We start from the raw sequence: 12,004 nt of genomic DNA on the forward strand, positions 1-12,004 counted from the left end.
ACCAACGAGCGCGGATAGCAGATCACGTCCAACCACCATGGGGAATCCGCGTTGCTGGTTGAATACAGGAACAACCATCCGGTTTTGATGACAGGCGGAAAGCAAGTCCATCATCGTCGAAGCCTGAATAAATGGCATATCGCCATAGCCGATCAACACTGCCGAAATTTCTGCCGGTAAGCGTGCGACCGCGCTGGCAAGGCTTGCGCCGGGGCCCACCGGCCAAGGGTCCGCATGGGTGGCCATAATCGGCAACCGGCCAAGCATTGCGCGCACCAGGGGATCACGGGCCCGCAACACCACCTGAGCCTGTTTGAGGATGCCGGCATCTACCAGTTGGCAGACCGGTTCCAGGGACTTGAGTAGCATTGGACGGCCATCGACAGAGGCCAGTCGTTTATCGGAGCCAAATCGACGGGAAAAACCTGCGGCGAGGACAATAGCGGCGTATTCCATGGAAGCTCCTGCTCGGGCAGAGCGGTCTTTTCTCTTTTTCTATCCCCTAACTTTTAGCTGTTCAGTAATCCTTTTTCCATTGCAACTCGACGCTGCCCGCGCCGCTTTCACTCTCATCTGCTGATTTGATTTGCAGATTGAGGTTGCGACGCAGCTCGACCTGCATTTGCGCTTGCCACGGATTCAGCGGGTCCGTGCTGCGCTGTACCTCCAGGTAAACCCGGTTGGTAATGTACTTGCCCAAACTCAGGGCATACTCGTCGCCGGAATCCCCCTCTTCGCTCTTCACATCCAATGTGTCCACACCCAGCAAGGCCCGCGTTCTTTCCACCGGGTCAAACACCGACCCGCCAGAACGCAATGAGCGTAACACCGTCACCAGTCGGACCGCCTGCAGCGGCGAGATATCGCTGCGGGACTTGCCAAACAATAGCTGTGCAAAAATCTCATCCTGCGCCGCATCCGGGGTGGAACTGAACTTCACATCGAGATCTTTCGTCGTGCCCGATATTTCCGCAGTAATCTCACCGTCGGTATAGGTATGCTCGCCCTTTGCGTAAATGGCTGCTTCATTGTTCTCAAACTGTACGCGCCCCTCCAGCAACTCAAAGCGTTTGCCCAGGAGATCGAAGTTACCCCGCACAATCGTCAGTTCGCCACCCGCCTCCGGCTTCGCCGCCGTACCGCGCACATTGACGGTTCCCTGCAGTTGGGAGTTGAGCCCCAGCCCGCGTACATAAGACTGCTTGTCGAGTATCACCGCAATTTCCAGCGCGATTTTTTCCAGTAGCGGGGGTCCCGGGGGATCCACCTCACCGTCGACCTCTACCTCAACGACTTGAATTTCCGGCACGCTGCTCCCGAACAACTGCTCAATCTGCACCTCCAGTGGTCGCAGGTTGAGATCACCGGCCAGCAGCGCATCTTCTGTATTGCCCGTTAATGTCAGGGAACCGGATACCGCGCCATTGACCGCCGGTGTATTGAGCAGGCGCATACGGCGCGCGGTCAACGCAAGATCCATGACCGGCGGTATATTCGGTGAGAATCTCACTCCCCCCTCGATACGTACCCGACCACGTTCGCCATCCTCCGCAGAGGCTCGGACAATTTGCCATTGCGTCGGCGTCATCGTCATGGCGAATTCGATCTGGCGCAGTCGCGTGTTACTGGGCCGGTGCTCGTAATCACCACCACTGAGATCGATATTGCCGCTGATACGCGGATCGGCCACCGTACCGTCGGCATTGATCGCATAGCGAACTTGCCCGCGCAGGCGATGGATTTCCGGGTCAAAGAACACGCCCAACGCCGACAGATCCGCCCGGCCCTGACTCTGGTATTTGAGCGGCAACGGCGGGAGCGGTTCACCGGGCGCGCGCTCAGCAAACAGCCGCGAAAAAATCGGCGCAATCGCCAGCTCACCATTGGCTTCAGCCGCCTGCCGGCCACCATGTACAATGCCAAAATCTACGGCCAGCTTGCCCGCACGGGTCTGCCACGATAGTGAGGCTGTGAGGGGAAGGACCTGATTGCCCCGATTAATCGTGCGACTTTCGAGCTGCAGCCGTCCAGACAATTGCGGTTGCTTGGGACTACCTTCGGCGACGGCACTCAGTGTGACAACACCGGCGTCATTCACTTCCGCCGGCAGAGGCAATTGCAGGTCTGCGAGGGCCGCACTGCCCTCGACCTTCAGATCCAGCCGCGTCTGATCCACGCTACCTTCCGCCACAAAACGGTTGCGATCAGCCCAGAGCAATTGCACACCGTCCAGCCGGATACGTCCGGCGCCATAGCTGATATCGCCCTCCAATGACCAGGGCTCCCCGCGGAAATTGCCATAGGCCAGGAGATTGGCATCGGCTTCCGGTGCGCTCAGCGGCCCTTCAAACTGTCCCTCGAGGCTGGCAATGCCATCGAGGGACGGAGGAAGCTCCGCGCCAACCAATTCCAGCAATGACAACGGCACATTGCGCGCAGCAACTGTGCCTTCGAGGGTTTTGGCCTTCAGGCGCAGTCGCCCATCCACTTCGAGCCAGGCCTCGCCGCGACGCCCGAGCTGTTCGGTTTCTGCAGCCAACTGCTGCACGCGAGCGGGACTCTGGCGCAACCCGGATTGCTCGCCGGCATTGAGCAACAGTGACTGACGTAACTGCTGGCCCGCACCGCTGCCATTGGAGAGCTGCAAGCGCATGCGATCCAGTACAAGCTCCTCCAGATCGCCGACCGCAGCACCATACAGCTGATAGCGGTAGCCACCATACTGCCCGCTGGATTCCAGTTTCGCGTCGACCGCCAACCCATCCCAGGGTCCCTTCACCGCAACCGCCATTTCCAAATCCAGCGACAGGGGTTCCGTCACCGGCAGGTCCAGCAGTGCCTGCGGGTCAAAGTCCTCGGTTGCCACATCCAACTGCAACTCCAGGGTTCGATCGGCAAGCTGGATGGATCCGTTGCCAGACACGCGCAAGCCTTCGCCGGTCAGTGCGAGGTCCTGAATCTGGAGCTGCTTCAGGTCACCCGTCGCACGCGCCTGCAGGCGAGTCGGGAATCCGCGATAGGTCGGGGACGCATCCAGTTCCAGAGAAAAGTCAGGGTTTTGCCACGGGCCACGTGCGGCGAACGCTAAGGCCTTCACGGCGCCGCCCAGGTCGGGGGGCAGCGTCACATCCTCGGTCCAGGGCAATACCGCAAGAAGATTTTTCACCTGCGCCACCGTCACCTTGTCCAGGGATCCGTTCAGATCGAGCTGCTCGCCGCCAAGATCGACATCTCCGGATATCGCCAGCCTCGCATCCTGAATCCCCAGCTTTGCGCGTTCAATGGACAGGACTTTGCCTGTTGTCGAGACAGCGGCCTCCAGTGCTACCCGCTCTCCATTCAAGCTGGTACGCAGGTCCAATGTCCCATTGACTGATGGCAATCGCAGCGGTCCGCGTACGGACACCTCCGCGCTCACCCAGCCTCCCTTTAACAGCTCCTGCCACGGCTCGCTCACGGACAGCGGGAACTTTCTCAGCAGCACCTCCAGGTCGATCGTATTGCCGTTCACGAAACCGGCAACGCGGTGGCTGGATTCATCCACTTTCAGAATCAGACCATCCGTTACCACTTGCCAGGGAGCAAGCATGAGCAGCAGATCTCCAGAAGCGGCAAACTGGTGGGAAACCAGGGGTACCTGTAGCTGGTTCACCTGGATCCGTATGTGCTGGTCGTCCTCTGGTGTCACCAGCAGGTTGCCCGACGCATCGAGCGATTCCCCCTCGGGTAGATGCAGCAAGTCGCCGAGGAATCCGCCCGCTTTCTCGCGGGCAGTAAAGGCCACCTGATAGTCTTCCCCGTTGGCCACTTGTTCACCGGAGGCCTGTATTTCCAGGCCCGCGCCGCCATGCTCATCGAGTTGCAGGCTCAGGTGTGCCGGTTGTCCCTGCCAACGCAAACTGCCTTCACCACGCAGCGCAACTTCGGGAAGATCGGGTACAGATTTCATCACGACCGCCACCTTTTCCAACGCCACAGACTGGACGCGAATCGAGGGCAGATTGAAATCCTGCTGTAGCTCTGCCTCGGCCTCTTCCGGCTCCACCGCATCGGGCGGCAAATTGCTGGCGGTATCAGCAGCGCTATCGGTATCACTCGCTATTGGGTCAGGCGGGTCCTGAGGCGTCGTGTCATCTTCGGCTGACGCAGGAAAGTGATCCTGCAGGAGCCGTTGCAACACGTCGTAGTCCAACCAGACGGACACCGCACGCAGCTCCCGCAGGTCTATATGTTTACGCAGGCCAATCAAGTCGACATCCAGTATCAGATCGCGCGCGTCCAACAGGGCCTTGCCCTCATACGAGGTGCGTAGCTCTGTGAAGGTCCAGCGACCGAGAGAGGGGCTACCGATGTCCTCCGCCTCTATGGTCAAGCCGGGGAGGAAGCGGTCAGAAGCATCCAGTACAGCACGGGTAACGACCAACCTTCCGGTCTCGGTGCCCAATGTGAAGAGGATGATAAAAACTACGGTCAGTAGAAGCCCGGTTACCAGCCCGCCTCTCGCCCCCAGCGAGTGCCAGAGGCTCCTGAAAATCACACCTACTGCCTGAACAAATCCGGTCAGTAATCCCGATACGGATGCCATGTCAGAATGCCTGCCCCAGACTGACATAGATCTGGAAGTCGTCGTCGAGATACTCGCGACTATCCAGGGGGAAAGCGATATCTACGCGTAACGGCGCAAATGAAGTGAAGTAGCGAACGCCAATTCCCGCACCCCAGAATAAAGAACTGTCGAATCGCGGCTTGGTATCGGCATAAGCATTACCGCCATCAACGAATAGCACACCACCCCACGTCTCGTTGAAACGGAGACGCGCCTCCAGTGAGACCTCGCTGAGCGCACGCCCCCCGATCACATCACTAAAGCGCACTTTCTCATCTGGCTCAGTGGGTTCAATCAATCTGCGAGGTCCCAACTCCTGATATCCGTAACCGCGTACCGAGCCACCACCACCCGCATAGAAGCGTTCATCCGCAGGAATTTCCAGAAGCTCGCTGTTGGATATCACTCCTGCTTTCAGCCGTACGGCCACCGTAGGCTTGAAGGACATCTCTTCAAACGTGTGGAAACCACTCAGCAAAAGCGTGGTCTTGGTGAACGTCGTATCGTTGTTACGCAGGTCAACATAGGGCTTGACCTCGAGGGCCGCCGTGGCGCCCTTCCGTGCGTCCAGCGGGTTGTCGGTGGAATCCCATTTCAACCCCAATGGGAAAGAAAGCAGCGTGTAGTCTTCCTGATCATCCAGCTCCTCCTGATCGTCCAGAGGCTCCAGTTCCTCCAGATCTTCAGTCACATCACTGAATTTCAGCTCGGTGCCGATACTCGCCGTACGATGCTTGCTCAGCCGTCGGGAGATCGTCGCCCCTACTGTGAGAGACTCCGCATCATAGGAATCCCGCTCTTCCTTGGACAACTCCGTTTTTGCCGTGAAGCTTTGCTTGTCGCGAAGGAAGCGGGGAATCTTCAGCGTCCCTTTCAGCGTCTGCTGAACCGGGGTTACCTTGGATTCCACCTCAATTTTTTCGCCCCGATGGAATACATTGCGGTGCTCCCAGCCCGCACTGACACCGGCGCCTTCGTCAGAGGTATACCCGACGCCAAGCTTGATGGTGCGATGCTTACGCTCCTGCACCACGAAAGTGACATCCACCACCCCCATCACCGGGTCGGAAATTTCCGTGGTCACTCCGGAAATCAGGTTGGTACGCAACAGGCGCAGTTGCGTTGCATCCACTTCACTGCGATGAAAGCACTGGCCGGGCCCAATCTTCAGTTTGTCCCGTAAGAAGTCTTCTTCAATCGTCGTCAGCCCAACGATACGCACTTCCCCGATCACCACCTCGGGGCTCGGCGCTACCATGTATTCCAGCCGGGCAGCGCGCTCGCTGTGAATCACCGTCACCTGGTAATCCACATCAATGTTGAGCAAACAGGATTCTTTGCCCAGGTACTTTTCCAGCACCTTTACCCCTTCCAGCACCTTGCTCGCCTCGAGCACATCCCCTTGCTGGAGAGGCAGGCCAGTGAAGCCGGGACGAAGCTGGTCGGGCATGTCGATGGAGACTTCCTTGAGGCGATACTGGGGCCCGGGATCAACGACATAGCGAATGCGGCCATCTCCCACTTCCTGGCGCACGCTACTGTCGTAGTAGCCACGGGAGCGCAACAGTTTCTGCAAGGTATTGCGCTCGTAACGGGCAACATCGCGGGCGTCCTCATAGTTCTTGAGGACGTTGTTGCCCTTGCGCTGCTTGTTCAATTCGTCTTTCAGCCAGGACTGCAGCTCGGAATCGGCGGGGAGTATGATCTCGAAGCCCGGTAGGCGGTTAAAGAAAGGAAGGGCGTGCGCAGCGCCATGGCTCGCCAGCAGCAAGATGATCAGCAGGATGCCGGGTAAATTGCGCAGTGATGTCATCCGTCTCCATACGCGGCAGATCTCCGCTGCCGCTCGCTCCAGGGCGACTTGATTCCTTTCCCTAACTTGTAGGATCCACGTCAGGAGAAAAAGTTGCGCGACGCGATAACGCTTATTGTGTGCCGGACTGTGGCGCGCCGGACGTCATCGGATTGCAATTGCGGATCAGCACCCGTCCCTCGAGCAGATTGCCTTTGGAGTACTCGGAAAAAATACAGGTGTTGGTTTCCGGGTCATAGTTTTCTACCCAGAGGTTATCGTCTTTCCAGGTGGCGCCGATATGTCGCTGCCCATCCGGAACGGAAATTCGCATCACCCCACCAAACCGCTTCACAAACACCTGTTCGTAGTGGAAGTAATACGCCAGCCATCCCGCCAGAAAGATTATACCGGCGATGATCGCCCCCATCCTGAGGCTGCCGAGGCGGCTGCCGGCATAGAGAGAGAGAATCACGAGGGCAATGACCGCTGCCCAGTAAAGATAAGTAACCATCCGCGTTTATCCGTTGGAATTATTCAGAGATGTCTGAACCACTTAGGTTAGCGCAGATTGCCGCGAATGGTGAAGCGCCAGTTCGGCAGGAGGAGAGGTTGCCCCGTCAAAACGGGGCTTGGCGCGTCTCAGAAATCAGCAGCCTGCTCAAAATCAGTCTGCCGCCAGTTCTGGCAGGTTTTCATACAGTTTAAGGGCCTCGGGGTTGGCCAGCGCTTCCTGGTTCTTGACCGGCTTCCCGTGCACCATATTGCGTACTGCCAGCTCTACAATCTTGCCGCTAATGGTGCGCGGAATATCCTTCACCTGAATGACCTTGGCAGGCACGTGGCGCGGTGTGGTGTTGGCGCGAATCGTGGTACGGATCTTTTTGGTCAGCGCATCGTCCAGTTCGATACCGTCCCGCAGAACCACAAACAGCACCACGCGTACGTCATCCTGCCACTCCTGGCCAATACAGATGCTGTCCAGTACCTCTTCGACCTTCTCAACCTGACGGTAGATCTCCGCCGTCCCAATGCGGACGCCACCAGGGTTCAACACCGCATCCGAGCGGCCATAGATCACCACGCCACCATGCCCGGTAATCTCTGCATAATCGCCATGAGCCCAGACTCCCGGCCAGTTTTCAAAGTAGGCGCCGTGATATTTGGAACCATCCGGATCGTTCCAGAAACCGATGGGCATACACGGGAAGGACGTCGCACACACCAGCTCGCCTTTGTCCTGCAACACCGGCTTGCCATCGTCATTCCAGACTTCCACGGCCATCCCCAGGCCGCGGCACTGCAGCTCACCGGCATAAACCGGCAACGTGGGGTTACCCAGTGCAAAGCAGGAAACGATATCGGTACCACCGGAAATCGACGACAGGCACAGATCTGCCTTGATATCCCGATAAACGTAACGGAATCCCTCGTGGGCCAGCGGCGACCCAGTGGAGAGCACTGCACGCAATTTCTCGAGCTGGTGGGTTTCACGCGGTTTACAGCCGGCTTTCTCAAGAGCAGCAATGTACTTGGCGCTGGTACCAAACACACTGATGCCCTCTTCATCCGCCATATCCCACAGGCTGCGGGCCTCAGGATAGAACGGTGAACCGTCAAACAGAACCAGGGTCGCACCGCAGGACAGGCCGCTCACCAGCCAGTTCCACATCATCCAGCCACAGGTAGTGAAGTAGAACAAGGCATCTTCGCGGCGCAAATCGGTATGCAGGCGATGTTCCTTGATGTGCTGCAACAAGGTGCCGCCTACGCCGTGCACAATGCACTTAGGTACACCGGTGGTGCCCGACGAGTACATGATATACAGCGGGTGATTGAATTCGGTCTGCTCGAATTTCAGCGCGCGCTGCGGGGCGTTAGCCTCGAAGTCCGCCAGTGTCACCGCGCGATTCAGCGAACCGATCGCTGAAGCAGTCTCTTCCGCACTGCGTGCAACCGGCACTACCACCATTTTCTCAATGGAATCGATTCGGGTAATGATCTCCTGCAATCTGGGCAGCGAGTCGATGGTCTTGCCGTTATAGAAGTAGCCTTCGCAGGCAAACAACACCTTTGGCTCCACCTGGCCGAAGCGGTCGAACACACCGTTGATACCGAAATCCGGTGAGCAGGACGTCCAGATGGCCCCCAGGCTGGTGGTTGCCAGCATGGCAACGACCGTATCCATCACATTGGGCATAAACCCGGCAACGCGGTCACCTTTTACTACCCCGCTGTCATGCAGCGCGGACGCCAGGCGTTCGACGCGCACATACAGCTCCGCATACGTCAGCGATCGACGGCTGCCATTTTCCAGGCGCTCCACCAGCGCGGCGCGGTCGTCGCGGTAGCGCAGCAGGTTCTCGGCAAAGTTGAGCTTCGCCTCCGGGAACCAGCGCGCGCCGGGCATTTCGTCATTCTCGAGGGTCACAGAGCCTCGCTCACTGGCCACCACGCCGCCAAAGTCCCACAGCTGGTTCCAGAACGCTTCGCGGTTGTCGATCGACCACTGGTACAACTCGTTATAGTCCGCCAGCGTCAGATCATTCTGCGCATTGACCAGACGACGAAACTCGTCCATCTGGGTGGCCGCGATCGCCTCGGCAGACGGCTGCCACAGGGGCGACTGGGAAGAAGAAGACTGACTCATCGGCTGACCTCATCCGTTCATTATTGTGTTGGTGGCAAAACTAGGGGAACGCCAGGGTGGGCACAATCATGCCTTGGTCTGACTGTTAATATCAATTTATTTAATTTCACTTGTGTTAAATTTTATTTAACATTGCAAATCACCCCGAAAATCCGGAAAACCGCCCTTGAGTGCCACCATCAAACAGCTGCGTGCCTTCGTGGCCGTCGCCTCCAGTCAGAGCCTGGCGGAAGCCAGCGCCCAACTGCACATCTCGCAGCCAGCACTCTCTGTGGCCATCCGCAATCTGGAAGACGCGGCCGGAGGACAGCTGTTCAACCGCGACAGTCGTCAGCTCAACCTGACGCCCGAGGGCAGCGAGTTTCTCACCCGTGCCCGCCAGTTGATCCGCCACTGGGACAGCACCTTTGGCGCGGTGCAGCAGCGTTTCGCACTGGAAACCGGTCAACTGCAGATTGGTGCCATTCCGGCTTTTGCGCTCAACCGGCTACCCGACCTGCTCGCTCGCTTTCACGGGCGCCATCCGCAGATCAATATAGTCATTGAGGACATCGTCATGGAGCGCCTGCAGGCGGCGGTACGCGATGGACGGGTGGAATTGGGCATCAGCTTCCGTCCGGATGACCTGGGCAGCCTGGAGTTCCTACCCCTGGAGCAGGACCGGTTTGTGGCCGTTTTACCGGCCCAACATCCTCTTGCCAGCCGCAAGTCCCTCGACTGGAGTGCGCTGGCAGATACACCGTTTATTGCCATGAATCGGGGCTCTGCCGTCAGGCGCTGGACCGATGCGGCCTTTGCGGCGTGTGGCGCTCAGGTGCGGCTACTGTGCGAGGCCAGCCAGCTCAGTACAATTGGCAGGTTGGTGAAAACGGGGATGGGCGCCAGTGCAGTGCCGCAACTGTGTGAAACACAGATGCGTGAATACGGGCTCGTCACCCTGCCCCTCTCCACCCCGGAAGTGGGCGGCGAGGTCGGGATACTGTTACGCGGCCGCAGTGCCCTGTCGGCACCGGCGACCGCTTTCCTGGAAATGCTGACCGAGTAAAACCGGCGGCACTTTACTTACTGGTGGCGCGCAACATCCAGGCCGTTTTCTCATGCACCCGCATACGGTCGGAAACCAACGCCACAGACGATTCGTCTTCCGCATCCTGGGCTGCCTTGAGCACTTCCCTGCAGGTCTTGACGACCTGCTCGTGACCCTGGGTGAGAATCTCCACCATTTTTTCTGCCGCCGGCACGTCTTCCACTTCCTGAATCGTGCTCAGTTCGGAAAAAGCCTTATAGGTACCCGGTGCCACCACATCCAGCGTGCGAATACGCTCGGCGATGTCATCTACTGCGGTCGCCAGTTCCGTGTAGTGCTCCTCGAACATCAGGTGCAGCTCGCGAAACAGCGGACCGGTAACGTTCCAGTGAAAGTTATGGGTCTGCAGATACAGGGTGTAAGTATCCGCCAGCAGATGCTTCAGCCCCTTCGCCACTGTTTTACGCTCGGCGGCGCCAATACCAATATCGATCTCAGTCATGTCGGATTTCCTCCCTGGGTAAGGGTGGCCAAATACGCGGGGCCACCTGAAGTCATGGAGTTATGTTAGCTGCTCCGCTATGACAGTGAAGTTAATTAATGAAATCGAGGTAATAACCCCAGACAATCGATTATGATGCCCCAATGTATGCAGGATAATGCAAGCGCCTAACGTACCTATCCTACAGGGGGAATGAGCATGCGCTCGGTAGAACTCTTTGACCTGATTGAGAAACTGGAAGGCCGCAACAATAGCTACTGGAATTTCTACACCATCGTGATTATCGCTGTGTGCGGCTGGGTGCTCACCCGTGATGTGACTCAGGTCAGCAATGCCACGAAGATGGCATTACTTGGCGGAAATGCGCTTTTTTACTTTATGAACCTTTCGATCATCTACGGGACAACCCGAAGGCTGGTGGCGCTGGAGCAGGAGCTGCACGTAGTTGCAGCAAAAGATCAGCAGATAAGTCCTGCGCTAAAAACACACCTGGCCACACCTTTTCTGAAGTTTCGGCTACCGGCAACCGTCGCTACCCATCTGCTGATGGATATCGCAGTTCTCGTGTTTATCTATCTGCGCCTTGGGGCGGGTACGCCCGCATAGCACCTGTAGCAGTTGCGATACCTATGGACGGAAGAAAATTCTTTAAATCAGCCTTCCAGCTCGGGAAATGTCTTTCCGGGCAGGTATTCCAGTACGCGCAACATTTGCACGCGCAAATGATCGCTGGCAATTCCAAGATTCTGAACAAACTGCGCTTCTGACGTTCCGGGCCGGTCGAGCAGATTGGTGATCGACTTGAGCGCCAGAAATGGCACCTCTTTCAGCATGCACACCCAGGCAACCGCAGCCGCTTCCATTTCTTTCGCAACCGCCTGGTGTCGCTCGATGACTGCAATATCGCGCGGATTTTTCTCCAGCGAACTCCCGGAGGAAACCACACCGACCGGCAGGCCGAGATCCACTGCCATGCGCCGCACATTGAGGGCTGGATAGTGCCCCACATTGGAATGGTCGAAACCGGTTAGCGGCACGACCCGATCGTGGAACACGAAACGATCATCACTCAGGTATACGGTACCGATATCCGCGCCCCGCTCGGCAAATCCTCCGGCCGTACCGGCACTGATCACCAGATCCGGGGAGAAATCGTTGATCGCCGCATAGGTCATTAACGTGGCCGCCATCGGACCAATATTATCCACATCGTAACGATGGTCTTTGCCGCTCACGGTCACCGCAACAAAAAGACCATTTACCCTACCCTGGAAATTGGTAAACGGCAGGTCCCGATCTCCCGACACAGGAACAGGCTTAAGCCCCAGAGTTTCAACGACTGGCGCAGCCTCTTCCTGCATGGCAAACAACAAGGCGATTTTTTCTAGGGGATTGTGCATGTTCAATTCCGACAAAGTTATCGCGCC

General features: G+C 57.7%; 8 protein-coding genes and 1 pseudogene. 2 read left to right on the forward strand and 7 right to left on the reverse strand.

The genetic code is table 11. The annotated features are described in order from the left end of the window. Nucleotides 1-12: 12 nt before the first annotated feature. The 5 genes and pseudogenes from ACXAD0_RS14400 to ACXAD0_RS14420 form a co-directional block, all read right to left on the reverse strand. Nucleotides 13-456, reverse strand: a pseudogene (locus ACXAD0_RS14400) (nucleotidyltransferase family protein); the annotation flags it as partial. A gap of 61 nt (nucleotides 457-517) precedes the next feature. Continuing rightward, nucleotides 518-4,585 (reverse strand): translocation/assembly module TamB domain-containing protein, encoded by a 4,068-nt coding sequence (locus tag ACXAD0_RS14405; RefSeq protein ID WP_475089233.1) that lies wholly within the window; start codon nucleotides 4,583-4,585, stop codon nucleotides 518-520. A 1-nt stretch (nucleotide 4,586) separates the two neighbouring features. Then, nucleotides 4,587-6,419 carry an autotransporter assembly complex protein TamA gene (locus tag ACXAD0_RS14410; protein ID WP_475089234.1) on the reverse strand — a complete coding sequence of 611 codons (1,833 nt, stop codon included), beginning with the start codon at nucleotides 6,417-6,419 and terminating at the stop codon, nucleotides 4,587-4,589. Nucleotides 6,420-6,531: 112 nt separating this feature from the next. Then, nucleotides 6,532-6,912, reverse strand: coding sequence for a hypothetical protein (locus tag ACXAD0_RS14415; protein WP_475089235.1), 381 nt, complete (start codon nucleotides 6,910-6,912; stop codon nucleotides 6,532-6,534). Between the two features lie 153 nt (nucleotides 6,913-7,065). Beyond that, nucleotides 7,066-9,048, reverse strand: coding sequence for an acetoacetate--CoA ligase (locus tag ACXAD0_RS14420; protein ID WP_475089237.1), 1,983 nt, complete (start codon nucleotides 9,046-9,048; stop codon nucleotides 7,066-7,068). A gap of 166 nt (nucleotides 9,049-9,214) precedes the next feature. On the opposite strand from ACXAD0_RS14420, the gene ACXAD0_RS14425 reads away from it, so the two are divergent. Beyond that, nucleotides 9,215-10,093: a LysR family transcriptional regulator gene (locus ACXAD0_RS14425; protein ID WP_475089239.1), complete on the forward strand. Its 879-nt coding sequence runs from the start codon at nucleotides 9,215-9,217 to the stop codon at nucleotides 10,091-10,093. Between the two features lie 13 nt (nucleotides 10,094-10,106). Here ACXAD0_RS14425 and ACXAD0_RS14430 read toward each other — a convergent pair whose 3' ends face one another. Further along, nucleotides 10,107-10,577 (reverse strand): Dps family protein, encoded by a 471-nt coding sequence (locus ACXAD0_RS14430; RefSeq protein WP_475089240.1) that lies wholly within the window; start codon nucleotides 10,575-10,577, stop codon nucleotides 10,107-10,109. 198 nt (nucleotides 10,578-10,775) lie between these two features. Between ACXAD0_RS14430 and ACXAD0_RS14435 the strand changes: the two genes are divergently transcribed. Then, the gene (locus ACXAD0_RS14435; protein ID WP_475089241.1) at nucleotides 10,776-11,183 is read left to right on the forward strand and encodes a hypothetical protein; all 408 of its coding nucleotides are present in this window, start codon (nucleotides 10,776-10,778) and stop codon (nucleotides 11,181-11,183) included. Between the two features lie 47 nt (nucleotides 11,184-11,230). On the opposite strand, the gene ACXAD0_RS14440 is transcribed toward ACXAD0_RS14435, so the two are convergent. Then, nucleotides 11,231-11,977, reverse strand: coding sequence for a phosphorylase family protein (locus ACXAD0_RS14440; protein ID WP_475089243.1), 747 nt, complete (start codon nucleotides 11,975-11,977; stop codon nucleotides 11,231-11,233). Nucleotides 11,978-12,004: the final 27 nt, after the last annotated feature.

It is taken from the genome of Microbulbifer sp. ABF4_148 (assembly GCF_056158985.1).

What these genes read in the sequence shown, in the direction of transcription:
- ACXAD0_RS14435 (WP_475089241.1), top strand. Translation starts at nt 10,776, where the DNA reads ATGCGCTCGGTAGAACTCTTTGACCTGATTGAGAAACTGGAAGGCCGC.
- ACXAD0_RS14410 (WP_475089234.1), bottom strand. Translation starts at nt 6,419, where the DNA reads ATGACATCACTGCGCAATTTACCCGGCATCCTGCTGATCATCTTGCTG.
- ACXAD0_RS14415 (WP_475089235.1), bottom strand. Translation starts at nt 6,912, where the DNA reads ATGGTTACTTATCTTTACTGGGCAGCGGTCATTGCCCTCGTGATTCTC.
- ACXAD0_RS14430 (WP_475089240.1), bottom strand. Translation starts at nt 10,577, where the DNA reads ATGACTGAGATCGATATTGGTATTGGCGCCGCCGAGCGTAAAACAGTG.
- ACXAD0_RS14405 (WP_475089233.1), bottom strand. Translation starts at nt 4,585, where the DNA reads ATGGCATCCGTATCGGGATTACTGACCGGATTTGTTCAGGCAGTAGGT.
- ACXAD0_RS14420 (WP_475089237.1), bottom strand. Translation starts at nt 9,048, where the DNA reads ATGAGTCAGTCTTCTTCTTCCCAGTCGCCCCTGTGGCAGCCGTCTGCC.
- ACXAD0_RS14440 (WP_475089243.1), bottom strand. Translation starts at nt 11,977, where the DNA reads ATGCACAATCCCCTAGAAAAAATCGCCTTGTTGTTTGCCATGCAGGAA.